This is a genomic window from uncultured Alistipes sp. (genome assembly GCF_910580175.1).
In the GTDB taxonomy this organism is placed as follows: Bacteria; Bacteroidota; Bacteroidia; order Bacteroidales; family Rikenellaceae; genus Alistipes.
Genome location: NZ_CAJTXD010000003.1, coordinates 69,759 through 93,287 on the forward strand (window position 1 = coordinate 69,759; position 23,529 = coordinate 93,287).

At 59.1% G+C, this 23,529-nt stretch carries 19 protein-coding genes; 11 read left to right on the forward strand and 8 right to left on the reverse strand.

From position 1 onward, the window contains the following. Positions 1-7: 7 nt before the first annotated feature. The gene (gene dxs, locus QZ298_RS04745; RefSeq protein WP_296005971.1) at positions 8-1,894 is read right to left on the reverse strand and encodes a 1-deoxy-D-xylulose-5-phosphate synthase; all 1,887 of its coding nucleotides are present in this window, start codon (positions 1,892-1,894) and stop codon (positions 8-10) included. Positions 1,895-2,173: 279 nt separating this feature from the next. Between dxs and QZ298_RS04750 the strand changes: the two genes are divergently transcribed. From QZ298_RS04750 to QZ298_RS04765, 4 genes are all read left to right on the forward strand, one after another. Then, complete coding sequence (locus QZ298_RS04750; RefSeq protein WP_296005973.1) at positions 2,174-2,689, forward strand: CvpA family protein; 516 nt, start codon at positions 2,174-2,176, stop codon at positions 2,687-2,689. A gap of 5 nt (positions 2,690-2,694) precedes the next feature. After that, positions 2,695-3,615 (forward strand): ribosome small subunit-dependent GTPase A, encoded by a 921-nt coding sequence (gene rsgA / locus QZ298_RS04755; protein ID WP_296005975.1) that lies wholly within the window; start codon positions 2,695-2,697, stop codon positions 3,613-3,615. Further along, positions 3,596-4,321 (forward strand): RNA methyltransferase, encoded by a 726-nt coding sequence (locus tag QZ298_RS04760; RefSeq protein WP_296005977.1) that lies wholly within the window; start codon positions 3,596-3,598, stop codon positions 4,319-4,321. The genes rsgA and QZ298_RS04760 overlap by 20 nt, the downstream gene beginning before the upstream one ends. Before the next feature lie 132 nt (positions 4,322-4,453). Beyond that, positions 4,454-5,653, forward strand: coding sequence for an aspartate aminotransferase family protein (locus QZ298_RS04765; RefSeq protein ID WP_296005980.1), 1,200 nt, complete (start codon positions 4,454-4,456; stop codon positions 5,651-5,653). 354 nt (positions 5,654-6,007) lie between these two features. Here the strand turns inward: QZ298_RS04765 and nfo are convergent, their stop codons facing one another. Further along, on the reverse strand, positions 6,008-6,853 hold the full coding sequence (gene nfo / locus QZ298_RS04770; protein ID WP_296005983.1) for a deoxyribonuclease IV: 846 nt from the start codon (positions 6,851-6,853) through the stop codon (positions 6,008-6,010). A gap of 108 nt (positions 6,854-6,961) precedes the next feature. On the opposite strand from nfo, the gene QZ298_RS04775 reads away from it, so the two are divergent. From QZ298_RS04775 to QZ298_RS04785, 3 genes are read left to right on the forward strand one after another with little or no spacing between them, the layout of a single operon-like run. Next, on the forward strand, positions 6,962-8,182 hold the full coding sequence (locus QZ298_RS04775; RefSeq protein ID WP_296005985.1) for a DUF3078 domain-containing protein: 1,221 nt from the start codon (positions 6,962-6,964) through the stop codon (positions 8,180-8,182). Beyond that, on the forward strand, positions 8,182-9,819 hold the full coding sequence (locus tag QZ298_RS04780) for a S41 family peptidase (RefSeq protein ID WP_296006578.1): 1,638 nt from the start codon (positions 8,182-8,184) through the stop codon (positions 9,817-9,819). The genes QZ298_RS04775 and QZ298_RS04780 overlap by 1 nt, the downstream gene beginning before the upstream one ends. Beyond that, the gene (locus QZ298_RS04785; RefSeq protein ID WP_296005988.1) at positions 9,812-10,240 is read left to right on the forward strand and encodes a hypothetical protein; all 429 of its coding nucleotides are present in this window, start codon (positions 9,812-9,814) and stop codon (positions 10,238-10,240) included. Before QZ298_RS04780 ends, QZ298_RS04785 begins: the two co-directional genes overlap by 8 nt. Positions 10,241-10,602: 362 nt before the next feature. Here the strand turns inward: QZ298_RS04785 and deoC are convergent, their stop codons facing one another. The 4 genes from deoC to rpsO all read right to left on the reverse strand — a co-directional run bounded on the left by deoC (position 10,603) and on the right by rpsO (position 16,533). Beyond that, entirely contained in the window at positions 10,603-11,481 is an 879-nt protein-coding gene (deoC, locus tag QZ298_RS04790) for a deoxyribose-phosphate aldolase (protein WP_296005990.1), read from the reverse strand. A gap of 258 nt (positions 11,482-11,739) precedes the next feature. Continuing rightward, positions 11,740-13,458, reverse strand: coding sequence for a hypothetical protein (locus tag QZ298_RS04795; protein WP_296006581.1), 1,719 nt, complete (start codon positions 13,456-13,458; stop codon positions 11,740-11,742). Between the two features lie 222 nt (positions 13,459-13,680). Next, positions 13,681-15,906: a polyribonucleotide nucleotidyltransferase gene (gene pnp / locus QZ298_RS04800; RefSeq protein WP_296005993.1), complete on the reverse strand. Its 2,226-nt coding sequence runs from the start codon at positions 15,904-15,906 to the stop codon at positions 13,681-13,683. A gap of 354 nt (positions 15,907-16,260) precedes the next feature. Beyond that, positions 16,261-16,533, reverse strand: a complete 273-nt coding sequence (gene rpsO, locus QZ298_RS04805) for a 30S ribosomal protein S15 (protein ID WP_019151684.1) — start codon at positions 16,531-16,533, stop codon at positions 16,261-16,263. Between the two features lie 311 nt (positions 16,534-16,844). On the opposite strand from rpsO, the gene QZ298_RS04810 reads away from it, so the two are divergent. From QZ298_RS04810 to bla, 4 genes are all read left to right on the forward strand, one after another. Beyond that, positions 16,845-17,861, forward strand: a complete 1,017-nt coding sequence (locus QZ298_RS04810; protein WP_296006000.1) for an FAD:protein FMN transferase — start codon at positions 16,845-16,847, stop codon at positions 17,859-17,861. Beyond that, positions 17,858-18,748: a diacylglycerol kinase family protein gene (locus QZ298_RS04815; RefSeq protein ID WP_296006003.1), complete on the forward strand. Its 891-nt coding sequence runs from the start codon at positions 17,858-17,860 to the stop codon at positions 18,746-18,748. Before QZ298_RS04810 ends, QZ298_RS04815 begins: the two co-directional genes overlap by 4 nt. A 72-nt stretch (positions 18,749-18,820) precedes the next feature. Beyond that, a complete protein-coding gene (locus QZ298_RS04820) occupies positions 18,821-19,744 on the forward strand; it encodes an AraC family transcriptional regulator (RefSeq protein WP_296006006.1) in 924 nt (307 codons plus the stop codon). An 11-nt stretch (positions 19,745-19,755) separates the two neighbouring features. Then, complete coding sequence (bla, locus tag QZ298_RS04825) at positions 19,756-20,658, forward strand: class A beta-lactamase (protein WP_296006009.1); 903 nt, start codon at positions 19,756-19,758, stop codon at positions 20,656-20,658. A gap of 294 nt (positions 20,659-20,952) precedes the next feature. On the opposite strand, the gene QZ298_RS04830 is transcribed toward bla, so the two are convergent. After that, a complete protein-coding gene (locus tag QZ298_RS04830) occupies positions 20,953-22,170 on the reverse strand; it encodes a glycoside hydrolase family 57 protein (protein WP_296006012.1) in 1,218 nt (405 codons plus the stop codon). A gap of 14 nt (positions 22,171-22,184) precedes the next feature. Then, the gene (locus QZ298_RS04835; protein ID WP_363323907.1) at positions 22,185-23,498 is read right to left on the reverse strand and encodes a glycosyltransferase family 4 protein; all 1,314 of its coding nucleotides are present in this window, start codon (positions 23,496-23,498) and stop codon (positions 22,185-22,187) included. Between the last annotated feature and the right edge of the window lie 31 nt (positions 23,499-23,529).

A 23,529-nucleotide genomic window follows, 5' to 3' on the forward strand; every position in this document is an offset into this window, starting at 1 on the left:
CCTGGAATCATTCTGCCCCCTTGTTCTGTAAGATCGTTTGCAGAATGCTCTCCTCGTCATAGTCGCACAACGCTTGAAGTTGTGCCGGCGTGCCGTGTTCGATCCATTCGTCGCCCACACCCAGCGAGCAGACCTCCGGACGGAATCCGTGCCGGTTGAACCAAGCAGCAATCGTCTCGCCCACGCCGCCGCGCAGCGACCCGTCCTCAATAGTTACCACCCGGCCGAAGTGCGCGCCCACCTCAACCAGAATCTCTTCGTCGAGCGGTTTGGCGAAACGCAGATCGTAGTGCGCCACGCTCACCCCCTCGGCCGCAGCCCGTTCGGCAGCGCGCGCCGCGGCATGCCCCACCGTACCCACCGTCAGCAGGGCCACGTCGGCGCCCTCGCGCAGCATGCGCCCCTTGCCCGCCGGCAGCACCTCGAAAGGTTCGCCGTGCCAGGATACCCCCGCTCCGTTGCCGCGCGGATAGCGGATCATATAGGGCGCTCCGGCCTGCAAGGCCGAGAACATCATGTTGCGCAGTTCTCGTTCGTCCATCGGCACCGCGATCGTCAGCCCCGGCACCGTCCCGAAAGCTGCCATGTCGAAGAGTCCGTGATGCGTCACGCCGTCCTCGCCGACCAGCCCCGCGCGATCGAGACACAGCACCACGGGCAGCCCCTGGATCGCCACATCGTGGATCACGTTGTCGTAAGCCCGCTGCATGAACGACGAGTAGATGTTGCAGAAAGGCACCATCCCCGCCGCGGCCAGCCCGGCCGAGAACGTCACGGCATGTCCCTCGGCGATGCCCACATCGAAACACCGCTCGGGCATGGCCGACATCAAAATGTTCATCGAACATCCCGACGGCATGGCCGGCGTCACGCCCACCACGCGAGCGTCCAGACGCGCCAGATCGAGCAGCGTCTCGCCGAACACATCCTGATAGCGCGCCGCGACACCCTGCGCCACGATCCGTTCGCCCGTATCAGGATTGAAGCGCCCCGGAGCATGCCACACCGGCTTGTCGTGCTCGGCCGGCAGATAGCCCTTGCCCTTGACGGTCATCACGTGCAGCAGTTTCGGCCCCGGAATATCGCGCAATGCACGCAGCGTGCGCACCAGCTCCGGCAGGCTGTGGCCGTCGACCGGCCCGAAATAGCGGAAATTGAGGCTCTCGAACAGATTGCTGTTGTTCAACACACCGAGCTTCACGGCATTGCCCGCCTTCTGGCACAGCCGCAGCAGCCGGGGCGTGTGCGAAAGGAGGTTCCAAAGCTGTTGCTTGAAACGGTTATAGTGGTGCGAGGTGGAAATCTTAAGCAGATAGTTCTTCAAGGCGCCCGTCGCCTGGTCGATCGCCATGTTGTTGTCGTTCAGGATTACCAGCAGGTCGGTCATCTTGCTGGCGCCGGCGTTGTTCATCCCCTCGAACGCCAGACCGCCGGTCATCGAACCGTCGCCGATCACGGCCACCACCTTATGCTTCTCGCCCCGCAGCTCGGCCGCCTTGGCCATGCCGAACGCCGCCGAGATCGAGACCGAGGCATGACCGCCCCCGAAAGCGTCGTACCGGCTCTCGGCCATGCGCGGAAAGCCGCTGATGCCGCCCAGCTTGCGTTTGGTGCGGAATGCCTCGCGGCGGCCCGTGATGATCTTGTGGGCATAGGTCTGGTGGCCTACGTCCCACACGATGCGGTCATCGGGCGTGTCGAAGACATAGTGCAGCGCCGCCGCCAACTCTACGGCACCCAGACTCGACGCCAGGTGTCCCGGGTTGACCGAGCACTCCTCGATGATATAGCGGCGCAGTTCGTCGCAATAGATGCGCAACTCGTCCGGCGAGAGGTTTTTCAGCTCCCGCGGCGAATCCACCCGCTCCAACCATTCGTAGGGTTTCTGTGTCATAATCTGAAAACATAACCGAAAACGGCTTGCCATGCGTCAGCGGCACGCTCCCGTTTCGGGGCACAAAGATAGCGCAAGCCAGGAGCAATGCAAACCGATCCGCACATTGCCGGAGCGCAGCCTATCTTTTGCAAAGGTATAAAATAAATGCGTGGCATGTACCGCGCCACCCCTCATATTTCCCCGCTTTCCATGAACCGCGGCGCGTGCGGATGTCCGTTTTTTGCGCTTTCCGGTTATTTTCGTACCTTTACGAGCACCTTTTTCGGCTTTAGGATTTTGAATACGATCGACTTCATCGTTTGCCTGACCCTCGTGCTGGCCGTCTGGAACGGATGGCGCCAGGGGTTCGTCGTGCAGATATGCTCCTTGGCCGCAGTCGCGGTCGGGCTGTGGCTCGCTTCGCGCTACGGCACTGCGGCAGGCGCATGGCTGCGGCTCGACGATTCGGTGCAGGCGGCAGGCGGCTTCGTCGCCGTGTTGCTGGCCGCCATACTGGCGACCGCGATCGCGGGGCGTTTGTTACGGAGGCTTTTCCGCTTCGCCGGCTTCGGACTGCTCGACGTCGCGTTGGGCATTGCGGTCTGCGCTATAAAATACTTGCTGCTTTTGAGCGTGCTTTTCGCCGCACTCGACAAACTCGACGCCGGTCACAAGCTGGTCGACGAACGCACGCTCGCCGCCTCGAAGTGCTACGAACCCCTGCTGCGGCTCTCGGAAGCGCTCTTCCCCATGCTGGAACGGGCCGCCGAGCACCTCCCGCAAATGCAGAACGACGGACTCCAAAACGCATGACCGCTATGGAACGCATCTTTTCGGGCGTAGTAACCCGCGCCACGGGCAGCTGGTATGAAGTATCGACCGACGGCGGAACGATCCGCTGCCGCATCCGGGGGCGCCTGCGTCTGAAGGGCGTGCGGTCGACCAGTCCGGTGGTCGTCGGCGACCGCGTGACATGCGAGCGCGACGAGAACGGCGACCACGCCATCGTCGCAGTGGAACCGCGCCGCAACTACGTGATCCGCCGCGCCTCGAACCTCTCGAAAGAGTCCCACATCATCGCCGCCAACATCGACCAGGCGCTCCTGATGGTAACGCTCCGCCAGCCCGAGACGGCCCCGGAGTTCGTCGACCGCTTCCTGGTCACGTGCGAAGCCTATAAGGTTCCGGCGGTCATCGTCCTTTCGAAAGCCGACGTGCAGGAGCCGGAGGCGCTGGCTGCGTTCCGCGCCGTCTACGAAGCGATCGGCTACCGCGTGCTGACCGTCTCGCCCCGCACGGGCGAAGGAGTGGACGAAGTGGAACGGCTGCTCGCCGGAAAGACCACGCTCATCTCGGGCAACTCGGGGGTCGGGAAGTCGACCCTCGTGCGGGCGATCGACCCGACGCTCGACATCCGCACGGGCGAAATCTCGGAGAGCCACGGCAAAGGCCGCCACACGACCACCTTCTCGACCATGTATGCCCTGGCGGGCGGCGGGCAAGTGATCGACACGCCGGGCATCAAGGGTTTCGGGTTGATCGACATCGACGACGGCGAGCTGTGGCACTACTTCCCCGAAATGATGCGTATCGGCCGCGACTGCCGTTTCTACAACTGCACCCATACCCACGAACCGGGCTGCGCCGTGACGCAAGCCGTCATGCAGGGCGAAATATCGCCCATGCGCTACGAAAGCTATCTGAAAATGCTCGACGACGATGACAAATACCGCAAATAACCCGACCGCATGGTATGAAGAACGGATCGCGTATCTGGCCGAATTCATGACGCCCGAACGCGAAGCGCTGTTCCGCCGCACCGTGGCGCAGCGCACACACTACATGACCCTGCTGGCCGAAAACACGTTCCACCCCCAAAACGCCGCGGCGTTGATCCGCCATTGCGAGGCGTTCGGGTTGCAGCGGATGCACACGGTCGAGACGTTCTGCGAGTTCCGCCCCGCGGCGGCCGTCGTGCGCGGCACCGACCGCTGGGTCGACGTCTGCCGCCATGCGTCGACAGCCGAAGCGCTCCGCGCGCTCAAGGCCGGGGGCTACCGCATCGTAGCGACCACGCCCCACCGCGAAGACACCACGCCCGAGACGTTCGACGTCGCCCGCGGGCCTTTCGCACTGGTCTTCGGCACCGAACATGCCGGCATCTCCGACGAGGTGCGCGAGGCAGCCGACGAATTCCTGCGCATTCCGATGTGCGGCATGGTCGAGAGTCTCAACGTCTCGGCTTCGGCCGCCATCCTCATCTACATGCTCTCGCAGCGCGTGCGGGAGCAGGTCGCCGGCTGGCCCATGACCCCGCAGGAGCAGACCGAGACGCTCTACCGGTGGATGTACCGCAGCGTGAACGACGCTCCGCAGATTCTCAACCGGCGGTTCGGAGACGAGTTGCAGGATGCAGGTTCGGAAGCGCCGGCTTCCTTGGGGTAATCGTAAGGTGCAAGGTTGCAGACCTTGCGCCCGGCAACGCCCCGCACTTTCAACGCAGCCCCCGCAGCCGGCCCGGGCGAATGCAGCAGAACCGTCCGGTTCCGTAAAACGAAACTTTTCACTTCTCATAAAATGAATATACTCCGCAAACAGTTTCTTGCCCACGTCGCCCAGACTTCGCCGTCGCCCATGCTGGTGGAGGTCGAACGGGCCGAGGGGGTTTTCTTCTACACCCCCGAGGGAAAGCGCTACTACGACCTGGTGGCCGGCGTGTCGGTAAGCAACGTCGGACATGCCAATCCCGACGTGGTGCGGGCCGTGCAGGAACAGGCCGCACGCTACATGCACGTGATGGTCTACGGCGAGCTGGTCGAGACGCCGCAGGTGGCCTACGCCTCGAAGCTGGCCTCGCTGCTGCCCGGCGGTCTCGAAAGCGTCTACTTCGTCAACTCGGGCGCCGAGGCGGTCGAGGGGGCGCTCAAGTTGGCCAAACGCTTCACGGGCCGCACGGAGATGGTCGCCATGCGCCGGGCCTACCACGGTTCGACGCACGGGGCCATGAGCATGATGGGAGCGCCCGAGGGCGAAGAATGGAAAAATGCGTTCCGGCCTCTGCTGCCCGACGTGCAAGCCATCGAATTCAACGATTTCGAAGCCCTGCAACGCATCACGCCGCGCACGGCCTGCGTGCTGGCCGAACCCGTGCAGGGCGAAGCGGGCGTACGACCGCCGCAGCCGGGTTACCTCGAAGCGCTGCGCCGGCGTTGCGACGAGGTGGGGGCACTGCTGATTTTCGACGAAATACAAACAGGCATGGGCCGCACGGGCGAGCTGTTCGCCATGCAGAAATACGGCGTCGCACCCGACATCGTGTGTCTGGCCAAGGCGCTGGGCGGAGGCATGCCGCTGGGCGCGTTCGTTTCTCGCCACGAAATCATGGATACGTTGCAGACCGATCCGGTGCTGGGCCACATTACCACTTTCGGCGGACATCCGGTCTGCTGCGCGGCCGGACTGGCAGCGCTGAACCACTTGTTGGAAAACCGGATCATTGAGGAGACCGAACGCAAGGGCGCCCTGTACGAAGAGCTGCTGCACGACCACCCGGCCGTGCGGGAAATCCGCCGTGCGGGATTGCTGCTGGCCGTCGAACTGGGGGCTTCAGCACCGCTGTACCGCATCATGGAGCTTTTCAAGGAAGCGGGCATCATGAGCGACTGGTTCCTCTACTGCGACACAGCATTCCGCATCTCGCCGCCGCTGACGATTACCGAAGAAGAAATCCGCGACAGCGCCGCGATCATCAAGAAGTGTCTGGACGAATTGAAATAGAAAAACATCGCAACCCTTGTTTTTGGCGGGCGGGCCGAAGCCACCCCGACGGAGCCCCGCAAGCATCCGGCTTTCGCCGGGCATGTCCCGCAGGCTTCTGCCCGAAGCCCGGCAACCCGTCATGTTGAGCGAAGCGACACATCCGTGCACTCGGAATGGCAATCGAGTGTCAAAGCAGCCATCTCATCATCGGGGCGGCTCGCACCGGAGGTGCGACCCCCGCTGCCGCCCCGAAGTTTTTTGTAAACAGAGTCGAGTCTGTATCTCCGCTCCGTCTGCTCCGGTTGGGGTCGGACAATCGTCTCCCGACCCGTTGGTATATTCTGCTGCAAATAGTATCCGTATACCGGCGCCTTATTCTTCCGCGAACCGTTTCAGTGCTTCGATTTCGTCGGGCCAGCGGCTTTCGTCGGGTGTTTCGAGAATCAGCGGAACGCCCTCGAAACGGCTGTCGCGCGCGATGTAGCGGAAACACTCCCAGCCGATCGCCCCGTCGCCCAGGGGCGCATGGCGGTCGATGCGGCTGCCCAACGGCTTCATGGCATCGTTCAGGTGCATGCCGCGCAAATATTTCAGCCCGACGACCCGATCCAGTTCGTCGAACGTCGCGTCGCAAGCCGCCGCAGTACACAGATCATATCCGGCCGCAAACGCATGGCAAGTATCTATACAAATGCCCACGCGCGACTTGTCCTTTACCCTCTCGATGATATAAGCTAACTGCTCGAAGCGAAACCCCAGATTGGAACCTTGGCCCGCCGTGTTTTCGATCACGGCCGTGACCCCCTGCGTGCATTCGAGCGCCAGATCGATCGACGCGGCGATGCGGTCGAGACTTTCGACCTCGGAAATCCGGTTCAGATGGCTGCCCGGATGGAAATTGAGCCTGTCGAGACCCAGCGCCTCGCAACGCTGCATCTCATCGCAGAAAGCCTGGCGCGACTTCTCCAGCCCCTCCTCCTCGGGGTGTCCCAAGTTGATGAGGTACGAATCGTGGGGCAGAATCTGCGCAGGCGCATAACCATACGTCGTGCAAGCCTGACGAAACGCCTCGACTTCCGCTGCCGTGAGCGGCTTGGCCGTCCACTGACGCTGGTTCTTGGTAAAGAGGGCGAATCCGACGGCCCCTATGGCGTACGCATGGGCCGGAGCGTTGGCCACGCCGCCCGAGGCACTCACATGCGCTCCGAAATACTTCATAAATAATGATTTTTGATGTTTTAACTTCAGACAAAGTTAATTATTCTGTAAATAATTTCATAAATTTGCCGAACCAAACGTCCGAAGATTCGTTTTTTTATTTTTGACATGAAATCTTTCTATTTGATTGCAGCGTTCGTGCCGGCGCTTGCCGCCTCGCTTCCGGCCTCGGCCCAATTCTCGATCGACGAGGTAAACGCCCGACAAGAGAACATAACGTTCAAGGACAATGTGAAAACCACACCGGTCGACGCCGAATATTTCAGTCGTGCGCGCTACCGGGCCGAACGCGCCGCTGTCCGCAAGGAGCGCAACATGCTGGAATTCGGCGGCGGCCTGCAAGGCGCGCTGACCTCCTACAACGACCCCTGGATCAAGGTGTCGGGCGGTGATAACTCGATCGCACTGACAGCCAATCTGTTCCTCAACCACACGTTTACCAAAAACCTCTTTTCGATCGAGACCAAGGTCATCGCCAAATTCGGCTACAACCGCATGAAGGTGGAAACCCAGCGGCTCGATGCCGACGGCAACGGCATGGTGGACGAAAACGGCAACAAAATCATGGATCAGTCCGGCATATGGTTCAAAAACCAGGACGAATTCGACATTTCGGTGGCTCCGTCGTTCAAGATGTCGAAAAACTGGTCTTACGGAGCCATCTTCAAGTTCCGCAGCCAGTTCGCCAACGGCTATATTTCGCGTACGCAGCAGGAGGATTTCGAACGCAAAAGCGCTTTCATGGCTCCGGGTTACCTCGACATCTCGCTGGGTATTACCTACAAATGCCCCAAACCGAAATTCCCGATCGTAGTAAACATTTCGCCCATAGCCTTGAGCGCCGTCTTCGTGGAAAGCGCACAGATCCGCGAAAACAAATGGGACAAGAAAGAGGGATGGCAGACCTACGGTCTCTCGGGGCCGGACAAAACCTCGAAATATGAAGGCGGTTCTTCGGTACAGATCGACTTCGACCGCACTTTCGACCGCAGGGGCATCCTGCGCTACCGCACCTCTATCTTCTCGTTCTACGGTTGGATTACCGACATCGGGCAGCGGAACAAAATATCGAAATACTCCGACTACCTGCATGCGCTCGAAGCCTGGAACGACAAGGACAACCCCTCCGTAGGTCACGGCCCGGGAGACAAGCCCAACCTGCCGATCCACCCGACCGTACGCTGGACGAACACCATCAATATCAAAGCGACCAAATACCTCTCCACGACGTTGAACTTCGAGCTTTACTATAACCGGGCCCAGAACGTCGACGTGCAGACCAAAACACTGTTGAGCGTAGGTCTCGCCTATACTTTCAAGAACAAGTGATGTACCGCAATACGAAACGCACCGTTCTTTTCCCGCTGCTGCTGGCCGCAGGCATCGCAGCGGGCATGCTGGCCGGTCTCTACATGGGGCGCAACAGCACGGCGTCGCAACTGCGCAGCATGTTGCTGCAAGCCACTTTCTCGTCGAACAAGCTCACGCAGACCCTCTCCCTTATCGAGAACCGCTACGTGGATCCGATTTCGATCGACTCGCTCTCCGAGCATGCGATTCCGCTTCTGATCAAGGAACTCGACCCCCACTCGATCTATGTTCCTGCTTCGGAGATGGCGGCAATGAACGAATCGCTCGAAGGCGAATTCGACGGCATCGGTGTGGTCTTCAACATGGCTACCGACACGGTAATCGTACTCAACGTCATTCCGCATGGGCCGAGCGACAAAGCCGGCATCAAGGCCGGCGACCGGATCATCGAGATCGACGATTCGCTGGTCGCCGGGCGCAAGATTCCGCAGCACCAGATCGTCAAACGGCTGCGCGGGCCGCGCGGCACGACCGTGCGTCTGGGGCTGGAGCGGCACGGCATCCCCGAACCGGTGCGGGTCGAAGTCGTGCGCGGCGCGATTCCGATCAAGAGCATCGAGGCGGCATTCCGCATCAGCGGCACGACAGGTTACATCAAGCTGGGCCAGTTCGCCCGCACCACCTCCGCCGAGTTCCGCCAAGCGCTGGCTGCCCTGCGGGCTGAGGGCGTAGACCGCCTGATCTTCGACCTGCGGGGCAACGCAGGAGGATTTCTCGACCAAGCGATCGCCGTAGCCAACGAATTCCTGCATGCCGACCAACTGATCGTCTACACCGAAGATCGCAACCACGAACAACTGCGCGAATATGCCGACGGCACGGGCACGGCGCAAGACATGGATGTAGCGGTGCTCATCGACGAAGCGAGCGCCTCGTCGAGCGAAATCCTGGCCGGCGCCTTGCAGGACAACGACCGCGGCACGATCATCGGCCGCCGCTCGTTCGGCAAGGGACTCGTCCAACAGCAGATTCCCTATCCCGACGGCTCGGCTCTGCGGCTGACCACGGCACGCTACTACACGCCCACGGGCCGCTCGATCCAAAAACCCTACACCAACGGCGACGGTGTCGGCTACGAAAAGGATCTGTGGGAGCGTTACAACAACAACGAGTTCTTCTCGGCCGACAGCATCCGTTTCGCCGACTCGCTGCGCTTCACAACCCCGGGCGGCAAGACCGTCTACGGCGGAGGAGGCATCATGCCCGACATCTTCGTTCCAGTCGACACGACCGACGTAACGAAATATTTCATCGAGGTGGCCGGCCGCAACATTCTTTACCGCTACACGATCGAATACGCCGACCGGCACCGCGAAGCGCTGAACGCCGTGAAGAACGTGGAAGAACTGAAAAACTTGCTCGACAGCGACAAGCGACTGGTAGACAACTTCGTGGCCTATGCCGCACGGCAGGGCGTAGCGCCGCGGCCCGCCGACATCGTCCGCTCGCGCCGCCTGATCGAAGCCCAGCTCAAAGCCTACATCGGCCGCAATACGCAACTGGAAGACAACGGTTTCTATGCCAACATCTACCCCATGGACAATGCGATCATGCGTGCCCTCGAAACCCTAAATGCAACCCGAAAAGATGATTAAAAAATTGCTCGGAATGCTCTTTGCCGCCGCGACCATCGCAACGATCGTCCTGACGATCCTGGGACGCGGCAACTACCGCTCGATGATTTGGGACGACGAACCCGGCGTCCACCACATCATCCGGGCGGTCATACCCAACATTTCGGCCGGCAAAGACTCGACCCCCGAAGCCGCACCGGCGACGTCGGCCGGCAACGCGGCACATACAAACCCGACGGCCGCATCGAACAAGCCCGCCCTTTCCGCAACGGACACTTCTGCTTCTTCGTCCGCATCGGCGGGAAAATCGCAAAACGCCATCCCCGACGACGACCGCCTGAACCGCCGCCCGAAGAAAAACGCCAACGGCGAATACGAAGACTACCTGGACATGCCCGACTCGATCGAATGTCCCGATCCGCTGGAAGAACTCAACAAGTAAGAAACGCTTCGTAGAGGTCGGACGGCCTGCGGTACAAATGCTTCCCTGCATAGTGCTTCGCGACAAAATCGTCGCAACGGGAATCCCCGTATCTTCGGCAAGTTCGCGGCGAGAACCCCGCCATTCTATATTTTAGTATACCACCGTTAGAAAACGGCATCTCGAATCCAAGCGTCGTAGTTGGCCGCCAGGGGCGTATTCTGTTTCCGCTCCCACCCCAAACCCCTCATTTGGGAGGGCTTCGGTCGGAATGCGAAAAGGATTCGAATTTTCACATCGTTGTGGTACTCAAGTTCCATAAATATTGAAACACACTCCCCGGACAATCCGGAGAGTGTGTTTCATATCGACAGGGACAACCGCTAATAATACTTGATTTCTTTGCCTTCGATCGCCGATAGGATGTTATTCGCGGCGGACGAAGCGCCGATGCGGAACAGATCCGTCGTCAGCCACTCCTTGCCGAGCATCTCCTCGACGATGGTATAGTAAAGCGCAGCATCCTGGGCCGTGCGGACACCGCCGGCAGCCTTGAAACCCACCTTACGGCCGGTCTTGGCATGGTAGTCGCGAATCGCCTCGCACATGATGACCGCCGCTTCCGGTGTGGCTGCCACATCGATCTTGCCGGTCGAAGTCTTGATGAAATCGGCGCCTGCGAACATCGACAGCAGCGAAGCCTTGCGGATCAGCTCGGGCGTCTTCAAGGCTCCCGACTCGATGATGACTTTCAGCACCACATCGTTATCCATTTCCGAACGGATCACTTCCACTTCGTTGGCAGCCTCGTCATACTCGCCCGTCAGCATACGCCCTACGTTCAGCACGATGTCCACCTCGTCGGCACCGTTCTCGATCGCCATAGCCACTTCCAAGGCCTTGACCTCCAAGAAAGTCTGCGCCGCGGGAAAACCGCCTGCCACAGACGTGATGCGCATCGGCGTACCGTCGACAGCCAGACCGACGGTCTCGACGAACGACGGATAGATGCAGATCGACGCCACATTGGGAATGTGAGGGTATTTCTGATAAAATTCTGCGGCCTTGCGGGCGAATTCGGTTACAGACGTAACGGAATCGTTGCAGGACAGCGTGGTCAGGTCGATGGCCGAGTAGCAGAACTTGTAAACCTCGGCATTGTGGTTGCGCTCGGCAACTTTCCGCATGCGGGCAACGTATTCGTCCACTTGAGCGGCACTCCAGGCCGGCGCATATTCGTTCAGATGGTTTGCGTATTCCATAGGTTCATCGGTATTTTGTACAAAAATAGGAAAAAATAATTTATATCCTCAACCTGCAACTGCAAAATTATCGAACGGGCATATCGGCATCCGGCTTCGCCGCACCCGAGCGAACGGATTCCACGCATACGCTCCAAACTATACGAACTCCTCGCATGCACGCATTCTACGGATCCCAGGAACCCACAACACTCCTTTCCCTGCAAAAAAGAAGCCCGAATCATTCGACCCGGGCCTCTTTTTGAATACGACAGCGAATTACTTGCGCAAAGCCTTCAAGTTCACATCCTTGGCAGCTTTCTCGGCCAGAGCGGGGTTCTTCGAAACAGCGCTCTTGAGCTGGGCATCGGCCGTGTTCAGATCGCCTTCCTTGGCAGCGATCACGGCACGCAGATAGTCGGCATCGGCCGAATTGTCCTTGGCGATGGCTTTCTTAGCGGCAGCCAAGTCGTTGTTCATAACCGAAGCAACAGCGGCGTTGTAACCCTCCAGCGTGTTGGCAGCGGCCTTGTAATCGCCCTGAGCGGCAGCCATGGCAGCCTTAGCCTCGGCGTCGGCCGACTGAGCGTACTTCTTGGCCTCGGCAGTGTTGCCGTTAGCCAAGTTGGCCAGCAAGAGGTTCTTGTTCAGCTCCTTCGACGAATCCAGCTTGGCAGCCTTGTCGAACGACTTCAGCGCCTCGGCTTTCTGACCGGCCTTGGTCTGGGCTACACCCAGGTTGTTGTAAACGCGTGCGTCGTTGTACTTCTTGGCGGCAACCGTCAGGATGGCAACCTGCTCGTTGGCACCGTTGGCCAGCGTCTCGGCAGCGTAGAGGTACTCCTCGACGGTCAGCTCGTCCCCGTTGCGGTAAGCAGCCATGATCTCGGCGTCGGTCTTACCCTGGATATCGGTGCTGTTGACGATCTGCGAACGGCGCAGCTCGGGGAGGATGTCGCTCTTCAGCTCGTTGAATACCGACGACATGTTCTTGATTTCAGCCTCGCGCTGTGCAGGCGAGTTGTAGAGGCTCAACACCTGGAGAATCAGGTTCTTGTCCTTGATATCCGACTTCTCGACCAGCTCCTTGAAACCTTCCCAGTCTTCGCCGTAAGCGGCAGCGTCGATATCGAGACCCGAATCCTTCAAGAGCTTGGCGACAACCTTCTTGCCGGACTCGCTGCGAGCCTTCGAGAGCTTGTCGTTGAACTTCTCGGGGCCATCGGGCGAAGCGTAACCCTTCACAGCGATATTCTGCGTAGCACGGTCGTTCTCCAAGTTCTTGTCCACATTGTTCTTGAAGTCGCCCAGGTCGGCCTTGCGCTCGTTCTTCTTGGTAACCACCGACGAGTTGATCGCATAGAGCAGATCGGTCTTGTCGACCACGGTCGTTACTTTCTTGTAGTTGTTGGCCATGGGAGCCATCAGATCGCCGTACTTCAGATCTTTCTGGAGCGTATTGAGACCGTAAGCTACCGTCAGACCGAACTCCTTGGCCAAAGCAGCTTTGGCAGCCGCGTCGTTGCCGGCCAGAATCTCGGCCTGCTCCTTGGTAGGAATGGCGCCGTCGTTGAGATTCACGAGCGTGAACTCCTTGCACTTGCCGCCCGGGCACTTGATCTCGGCACGCAGCTGCAAAGCGCACTGATCCATGCGCGGATCGTAGGGGAACTCGACATGCTGCGTATACGAACCGCCGTTGTTGGAAACGACAGCATAGTTCTCATCGACTTTCGAACCCTGATAGAACTTCGCGGCACCGGCAACCTCGCCGCCCTCGAACACGATCACGGGCGTAACTTTGATGACAGCCTTCTGGTTGAAATAATCGGCGGGGAACGTAACGGTAATATCAGCCGCAACGGTGCCGTTGTTCAGAGTCAGGACCTCAGGCGTGACGGTCAGATTCACATCCTCGCGGTTCTGCGCCATCTTCTTGAAGCAATTGCAGCTCGAAAGCGCCAGCGAGGCAGCTACGAGCACGACGCTCAATTTCATCAATTTTTTCATAATACTTACGAAATTTAATTTAATGTGTTTATTTTTCTGTTTCGTTTTGCTTGGCAGTCGCACGAGCGCCGAATCGCCGCCATGCGTTCCATCCAGAAACGCGCACGGGAAACGCCAACAGCGCAAATATATAAAATAATCGTCTATCGTGCAATATCCCAGCCGGTTTTTGTAAAAAATCCATCCGGCGCACGACTGCGCCCCGATCGACTATTCGTCTTTCGGGCCGCCGTGCTCGTGCCGGTCGCGGTGTTCGCCGCGCTCGGGGCGGGGACGACGCTCGCGCTCCACGTAACCTTCGGGCTTGGGCAGCAGCACCTTGCGCGAAAGTTTCAGCTTGCCGGTCTTGGCATCGACACCGATCAACTTGACATCGATTTCATCGCCCTCTTTCAGACCGGTCTCGTCCATGGTGGCGAAACGCTTGTAGTCGATCTCCGAAATGTGGAGCAGGGCGTCCTTGCCGGGCATGATCTCGACGAAGGCGCCGAATGCTACGATCGAACGGATCTTGCCATGGTAGGTCTCGCCCACCTCGGGCACGGCGACGATCGCCTTGATGCGGGCCAAAGCTCCGTCGAGGGCAGCCTTGTCAACGCCGAAGATGTCGACGTAGCCCTTGTTGTCGTCCTCGGTAATGGTAATGGTCGTACCCGTAGTCTTCTGAATATCCTGAATTACCTTGCCGCCCGGGCCGATCACGGCACCGATCATATCCTGCGGAATGGTAATCTGAACGATGCGCGGGACGAACGGACGGTAGTCGGCGCGCGGCTCGGCGATGCACTCGGTAAGTTTGCCGAGGATGTGCATGCGGCCCTGGCGAGCCTGCTCCAGAGCGGCGGCGAGCACCTCGTAGGAGAGACCGTCGACCTTGATATCCATCTGCGTAGCGGTAATACCGTCGCGGGTACCCGTTACCTTGAAGTCCATGTCGCCCAGGTGGTCTTCATCGCCCAGGATGTCCGACAGCACGGCCCACTTGCCCGTGGCCGAATCGGAGATCAGACCCATGGCGATACCCGACACGGGCTTCTTGAGCTTCACGCCGGCATCCATCAGCGCCAGCGTACCGGCGCAAACCGTGGCCATCGACGAGGAGCCGTTCGATTCGAGGATATCCGACACCACGCGCACAGCATAGGGGTTCTCCTCGCCCAGCGGAATCATGGGCTTCAGCGCGCGCCATGCGAGGTGGCCGTGGCCGATCTCGCGGCGGCTCAGACCGCGTGCGGCCTTGGCTTCGCCGGTGGAGAAGGGCGGGAAGTTATAGTGGAGCACGAACTGCTCGGTGCCCTGCACGAGCACCTCGTCCTTGACTTTCTCATCAAGTTTCGTACCCAGCGTGACGGTCGTCAGCGACTGCGTTTCGCCGCGTGTGAAGATCGCCGAACCGTGAGCGGCGGGCAGGTAGCCCACTTCACACCAGATGGGGCGGATTTCGTCCGTGCGACGGCCGTCGAGGCGCTTGCCCTCGTCGAGGATCATGTTGCGCATGGCCTTCTTCTGCACGTCGTCGTGGAAATATTTGTGAATCAGCGGAGCCTTCTCTACCAGCTCCTCCTCGGTATAGCGCGAGGCGAACTCGGCCTCCAAGGCGTCGAACATCTCGCTGCGCTCGTGCTTCATCGTGCCGCTCGTAGCGATGGCGTAGGCCTTGTCGTAGAGTTCGCGGATGATGGTCTGGCGCAGCTCCTCGTCGTTGACCTCGTGGCAATAGGTGCGTTTCACGTCCTTGCCCAACTCTTTCGAAAGCTCGATCTGCACGGCGCAGTGCTTCTTGATCTCCTCGTGGGCGAACTTGATGGCACCGAGCATTACCTCCTCGGACACCTCCTTCATCTCGCCCTCGACCATCAGGATGTTATCGATCGTACCGCCGACCATGATGTCGAGATCGCACTCGGCCATCTCCGAAAAACCAGGGTTGATGGCGTATTGACCGTTCTTACGGACGACGCGCACCTCCGAAATGGGGCCGCCGAACGGAATGTCCGACACGGCCAGCGCGGCCGAAGCAGCCAGACCGGCCAGCGCATCGGGCTGGATGTCCTTGTCGGCCGAAATGAGGTTCACCGTAACGTAAACCTCGGCGTGGTAATCCGAGGGGAACAGCGGACGCAGCGCGCGGTCGATCAGACGTGCCGTGAGCACCTCCGCATCGTTGGCCTTGCCCTCGCGTTTCATGAAGCCGCCCGGGTAACGGCCGCAGGAGGCGTATTTCTCTTTATACTCGACCTGCAAAGGCATGAAGTCGGTGTCGGGTTTGGCGTCTTTGGCCGCAACGACGGTACCGAGCAGCATGGTGTTGCCCATTTTGACAACGACCGAACCGTCGGCCTGCTTGGCCAGCTTGCCCGTTTCGATCTCGATCTCGCGGCCGTCGGCCAGCGTGATGATCTTGCGGACTGCATTGTACAGTTTCTTTTCTTCCATAAAAATTTTAACCTATGATGTAATTTTGAATGCTTCGAACGAATTCGCAATTCCGGCTTTCCTCCCCGCCGCCCGTCCCCGGCAGCAAGCTGCCCGATCGCCGGCTCCTGCCGGACTTCGAACCCGCCGGTTCCGGTCTCATCCTCCCGAATCGGCTGCCGAAGAAATCGGATCGGGGCCGGCTCCCCGCGGCGAGGTGCCGAAGCGACATCGTCCTTTCCGGGAGTGGAAAGCCGCGGTTTTCGCCCCTCCTCGGGCGATGCCCCGGGCCGCGAATTATGAATTTTCCTGATTTTTCTACGAAAATGAAGGCAACCCCTCTGCGGGAATTGCCCTCATTTCTTCCTCAACGAACTACTTGCGGAGATTGAGCGTCTTAACGATGGCGCGGTAGCGCTCGATGTCGACCTCCTTGAGGTACTCCAACAACTGACGGCGCTTACCTACCAGACGCAGCAGCGCGCGCTGGGTGCCGAAGTCGTGCTTGTTGCTCTTGAGGTGGTTCGTAAGGTGGCTGATACGGTACGAAAACAGCGCGATCTGGCTCTCGGGAGAACCCGTATCGGTGTTAGACTTGCCGTACTGGCCGAAAAGCTCCTGCTTTTTCTCTGCTGTTAAATAAGCCATTGTGTGTTGATTTATTTAAGTTCCACTCTACGACGCATCCCCCTTACCGTGAATAACGCCAGAGCGTTCTGCAAAGGTACGAATAAATTCATAATTCAAGATTCGCAACGCACAATTATTTTCACTTCCAGAAGAAAAAAAACCACATTTCGGGAAAAATATCGGATTCGCCGCTGCCTTCCCCCGGACTCCCTGCGGCCTCTCGGAGCGCGAATAAACCCGGCTCCGAACCATGCAAACGGCCCCACCGCAGGCCGAAGCGGCAAAATCGACGAATAATTTACTATCTTTGCACGGAATAGTACGATCTTATGCTGAACACATTCGCCAAGTGGATGTCGGTCATGCTGGCCGCAACATGCGCAGGATGCGCTTCCCGCCCCGCCTACACGGTGGTCGAAGGAACAATGCTGGGAACGACGCTGCGTGCGGTGGCCGACGTACGGGATGTCGGCAAACAACAACTCTACGCCGCGATCATGGAACTGGATCGCGAAGCCAAAGCCTCGATGTCGATTTTCGACGAAGAGTCGCTGTTGAGCCGCCTCAACCGCAACGAGACCGACAGCATAGACCGCCACATAGCCTATTGTCTGGCCTTGGCCGATAGCATCGGCGCCTTGAGCGACGGACGCTACGACGTGACTGTCAAACCGCTGGTGGAAGCATGGGGGTTTGCCGGCAAGGCCCGCACCGCCGAGCCTAACATCGACTCGCTGCTGCAATTCGTCGGCCGCGAAAAGGTGGCGATCCGCGACGGCCGCCTGATAAAGAGCGATCCGCGTGTACAACTCGACTTCAACTCGATAGCCAAAGGCTATACGGTCGATCTGCTGGCCCGGCTGGTCGAAAGTCTCGGCGCCCGCAACTACCTGGTCGACATCGGCGGCGAGGTGCGCTGCCGGGGCCTCAACCCTCACGGCCAGGCATGGCGCATCGGTGTGGAGACGCCTTTCGACGGCAATATGTCCGACGGACAATACTTGCAGAAACGCATCGCCATGAGCGACGGCGGCCTGGCCACGTCGGGCAACTACCGCCGCTATTATCTCGACGGGCAGGGACGCAAGATGGCCCACACGATCGATCCGCGCACAGGACGCAGCACCCTTTCGCGGCTGCTCTCCGTCACGGTGGCGGCCGCCACGTGCGCTGAAGCCGATGCTCTGGGCACGATGTTCCTGGCGATGGGCGCCGACGACGCTCTGCAGGCCATCGAACGGATGCCGAACGTGAAAGTCTATTTCATTCTGGCCGGCAACAACGAAGAAGAGTACCAAGAATATATTTCGCCTGCAATGCAGGCGCTGATTATGGAGCAGCGATGAAAAAAGCCGTCTTTCTCTACAACGACCAATCCGGCAAGGGACGCATCCGGCGCAATGTGGAACGGATCTGCGACATCTTCCGTCAGGCCGAATATGACATCCGGCCCCTGCCCATAGACTTCGAGGCCAACCCTTTCGACGGCAACGAGGAGATCGACCTGATGGTCGTCGCGGGCGGAGACGGAACGATCAACTTCACGCTCAACGCCATGAAAAGCAAAGGGTTGGACATCCCGCTGGGTGTGATCCCCGCCGGCACGGCCAACGATTTCGCCGGAGCGCTCGGCATGTCGGGCAATCCGCTGGAAGCCGCCCGGCAGATCGCCTCGGGCACCATCGATCGGGTGGACTGCGGCTGCGTAAACGGGAAATATTTCGTCAACGTCCTTTCGTTCGGCATCTTTACCACCACCTCGCAGCACACCTCCAACACGAGCAAGCATCTGATCGGCAAGCTGGCCTACCTGATCGAGGGCGTCAAGGAATTCCGCTCCCTGCACGCCGTGCCGCTCGAAGTGGTGGCCGACGGCGAAGCGTTCGATCTCGACTCGCTGATCGTGCTGGTGTTCAACGGCGAGACGGCCGGAGGCTTCCGCCTGGCGCGCCGCGCCTCGATCAAGGACGGGTTGTTCGACTGCCTGATGCTTGAAAAGAAAAACGTCATCCGCTCGACAGAAGCCATGATCCGTTATCTTCTGGGCGGCAACCCCAAGATCGTACGCCAGCTCAAGGCGCAGCGGATCGACATCCGCTCGACGCTCAACGAACCGACGGACGTCGACGGACAGAAAGGAGCCGAATTCCCGCTGCACATCGAATGCCTGCCGGGCGGGCTGCAAGTGATGTGCGAAAGGGAACAAACTGAAAGCCCCGAATGCAATCCCTGACACACAAACCATAAAAACCCGCTCCGACACTCCCGGAAAAACAGAAGTTCCACCGATTCACAATCACTCAAGATGACCCCGATCGGCAAACCCAAATCCGCATCCGAACGCGAGAACTTGCAGAAAGTCTCGATTCCACGCATCAAAAAAGAGATGCACGACGTATTCTATTTGTCCGACGACCTGGTCATTACCTCGCTCGACGCCCAGCACAACGCCACGACCGAGCATCCGGTAAGCATAGACGGATTCTCGGTCATCATCATGATGGCGGGCGAAGCCGTGGTGTCGATCGACATGAAAAACTATGCCGTGCGGCCCAATTCGATCGTCTTCTTCAATCCGGGCAGCATCATCCGCACGGTCAAATGCTCATCCAATGCAGCGGCGTTCGTGCTGGCATTCTCCAAATCGTTCGTCAACGAAATCCAGATCGACCTTTCGACCTCGCTGCCTGTCTACATGCGTTTCGGCAAAGCTCCCGTACTGCAAGTCTCGCAACAGGATGTGGCAGAAATACGCCAGCTTTTCCAACTGGTCAAGACCATGTTGCGCAGCGACAAGGAACGCTATCGCCACGAAATCATCCGCTCGCTGTTTACCACCGCATTCTACCTGATTACCGAAATCAACCAGCGCGACGATCCCGGCGAACAAAAGCAGGGCCGCTGCGAAGTGCTTTTCAGCGAATTCATGAAACTGTTGGAGCAGTACAGCAAACGCGAGCGCAACGTGAGCTTCTATGCCAAGCAACTGAACATCACGCCGAAATACCTCTCCTCGGCCGTCAAGGAAGTGAGCGGGAAAACAGCGGCCCGCTGGATCGATGAATCGGTAATTCTCGAAGCCAAGGCTCTGCTGAAATACTCGGGCATGAGCATCCAGGAGATCGCCTACCATCTCAACTTCTCGACCCAATCGTTCTTCGGGAAATATTTCAAACAGCACACCGGCACCTCCCCGTCGCGCTACAAACGCCGCGGAGAGAGGTCTTAATATCGACGCTCATGTTCCGTCTCTTCCTTTTGCTTGCATGCGGTTCGGCGCTGGCGGCCTGCAACCCGCCCCGCCCCGAACGCCGGGCGACGCTCGAACACGAAATCCGCACGATCGTCGACTCCGTGCATGCGACGGTGGGCGTAGCTGCCGTTTTCGGCCCGGACGACACCCTGGCGATCCATCCGGATGCCGCCTTTCCGATGGCCAGCGTCTACAAGTTCCACCAGGCGCTCGCCGTGCTCGACTCGCTCGACCGCGCCGCGCTGTCGATCAACACGCTGGTGCCGGTGCTCCATTCCGACCTGCACCCCGACACCTGGTCGCCGCTGCGCAAGGCCCGACCCGAAGGGGGCTACGAGCTTCCGATGGCCGAGCTGCTGGCTTACAGCGTGGCGCTGAGCGACAACAACGTCTGCGACCTGCTTTTCCGGTTTCTCGGCAGCCCGAGGGCCGCAGACCGCTATGTGGTGCGGCTGGGACTCGACGACACGGTCATCGCCACCGACGAACAAGCCATGCACGCCTCTCCGGCCACCCAATATCTGAACCGAACGACGCCGCTCGACGCCGTACGGCTTCTGGAGCGGTTCCGCCGCGGCGAACTGCTCAGCGCCCAGCACACCGAGTTCCTCATGCACACCATGATGGCGACGGTTACCGGACCGGACAAGCTGAAAGGATTGCTGCCGCGCGGAGTGCAGGTGGCACACAAAACCGGAAACGGATTCCGCAATGAACACGGCATCATGGGCGCCGACAACGACATCGGGATCGTCTTCCTGCCCGACGGCCGGGCCTACTCGATCGCTATTTTCGTGACCGACTCACGGGAAAGCGACAGCCTCAATGCGACCATCATCGCCCGCATTTCCCGTTGCATCTACGATTATTTTTCAACTCCCGCCATATAGGACAAGACTCCCAACCAGCAAGACCGCCCGCCCCAGCCGGTAAAATACCCGGTACTCCCAGAAAAACACTCCTGACCCAATCCGGGAAAACAATCTCGGCCCTACCCGGGAAAATAGCCTCGAGACACTCCTCTCGGAACGACGGCCCCACCCCGGCCTTCCAGGAGGGACAACCCTTTCTCGAAGAAAAGACCCTTTCCCGGAGAAACAACCCTGCCGCCCTTATTCCAAAAAAACGGAAACACCCCGGAACTTTGAGTTCCGGGGTGTTTCCGTTCGGACAAAAAACGTTTCTTATTTCTTCATCCCGACATTCTTCTTTTCCAATGCCTTGTCGACTTCGATCATGAAATCCGAGAGGACGTTCATGTAATTGATGAACGCATCGTAAGCCGAATCGTAAGGATTGAAGTAGGAATGCACATCGCCGTCCGACAACCACTTGGTAGCCATGTAATAGAAGTGATCGGAGGTCTGGAGGAAGTTCCACACGTAGTCGAAATCGCGGTCGTGCAACTCGGCGATCTTCCCCTTGAGGGCATACAACTTGGAGAACGCCTCGTTCTGCAATTCATTACCGAGCCAAGCCGTGACGTCGCGTTCCTCGTCGGCCCACGACATGGTGTAGGGGCAATGGAGCACGGCGACAGGCTGGTACTTCGCGGCAGCCTCGCTCACAGTGGCAAATTCCAACCCGGTCTTCTTGTCCAACAAGGCGGCCGGCAGTGCGCGCATGAACTCGAAGATGCCCGTATCGGCCTTCTGATGCTCGCCGAAAGTCTCGTAATCCATGAAAAGGTTGATGACCTCGCCCGGCGTATCTTTCGAAGCGAGCCATTGCACGAACTTCCCGGCAGTCAACGGCCACTGATCCCATCCCCGATCGGAAAAGCGGAAAGCGATGTCGTCGGAGAGCTTATAGTTGCGCAGCAGCAACCGCATCCGCTGGTCGATGGCGTTGGCATAGACGAAGTTGGGCGACTTCCAACCCAACACATGCTTGGCGCCCTCGGCCAGCATGGTGTGGAATCCCATTTCGGACACCGCAGCGCCGATCTGGTCGGAGTAGATCAACTCGGTGTTGCGGAATGCCGTGGGGCGCTTGCCGAACTCCTTTTCGATAACCTCCATGTGGAGTTTTACCTGCTCCACGAAATCTTCCTTCGACGCCAACGACGCCAACGAGTGGGAGTAAGTCTCGGCCAAGAACTCGACGCAACCCGTAGCGGCCAGCTCCTTGAATGAAGTCAACACCTCGGGAGCGAACGCCCGGAACTGCTCGATGGCCGTGCCCGTGATGGAGAACGAGCAGCGGAACGCACCCTTGTTCTCCTTGATGAGTCTGAGCAGCAGAGCATTCATCGGCAAATAACATTGCCGCGCCACCTTCTGCATGATCGAACGGTTCGACAGATCGTCCAGATAGTTGTGATCCTTGCCCATGTTGAAGAAACGATATTTCTTCAGACGCCAGGGCTGGTGTACCTGAAAATATAGGCAGACAGTTTTCATGAGGGGCTTTTATTTTATTGATTCTTAGCTTCTTCGATTACCTCTTCGTAGACGGCCTTGATCTTGGCGGCCACATTGTTCCACTTCAGGTTGGTAACTTCCTCCAGCCCCTTGGAAGAGAACATGTCGGCCAAGGCAGGATACTTGATCAGACCGTACATGGCATCGGCCATGGCGTCGACATCCCAATAATCGACCTTGACCGCATAGTCCAGCACCTCGGCCACACCGCTCTGCTTGGAGATGATGACCGGCACGTTCGAACGCATGGCTTCGAGCGGCGAAATGCCGAACGGCTCGGAGACCGAAGGCATGACATAGACATCCGAAAGTTGGAACATCTTGTGCACGTCCTCGCCGCGCAGGAAGCCCGTGAAGTGGAACCGGTCGGCAATGCCGAGGCGGGCGACACGGCGGATGACATGGTTCATCATGTCGCCCGAACCGGCCATGACGAACCGCACGTTGGGCATGCGCTTGAGCACCTTAGCAGCCGCCTCGACAAAGTAATCGGGGCCTTTCTGGTAGGTAATGCGGCCCAGGAACGTAATGATCTTGTCCTCCACGCCCCGCTCGGGAGCCTCGCCGGAGTGCTCGGCGAAACGCACGGCGTTGTGCATCGTCACGACGCGCTCGGCCGGGATGCCGTAGCGGTTGATGACGATATTGCGCGTGAGGTTCGAGACGGCCATTACCCGATCGGCGGCCTGCATGCCGGCCCGCTCGATGGCATAGACCTGCGTATTGACGTTCTCGCCGCTGCGGTCGTACTCCGTGGCGTGCATGTGCACGACCAGCGGCTTGCCCGAAACGCGCTTGGCGGCTATACCGGCGAAGTAGGTCAGCCAGTCGTGGGCATGGATCACATCGAACTGCCCCTCCAGATCCTTGGCCACCTGCGCCGCAACGACCGCATAACGGGCGACCTCCTCCATGAGGTTGGCGCCGTACTTGCCCGAAAAAGTGTAGCGCTGCTTCCAGGCATCGGTCGTCGACCATGTTTTCTGACCCGTCTTGACGTACTGCTCGTGATACGAGGCATACTCTTCGGGCGAAATGTAAGGCACCATGTTGGAATCGATGCGGATGAACGACATGTTGGATAAAATATCGTCGGCGCCGCTGCCAGTCGTTCCATAAAGCGCTTCCACCTCGCTGGCGTTGAGTACATGGGTAAAACGCTGATCCTCATCGCCGTAGGCATGCGGAACAACGAACGTCACATCGACGCCGTTGCGAGCTAGGCCGCGGGTCATGCCGTAGCAGGCCGTACCCAGCCCTCCCGCAATATGAGGCGGAAACTCCCACCCGAACATCAAAACTCTCATAACAACAATTTCTTTATAACCAAAAACTTGC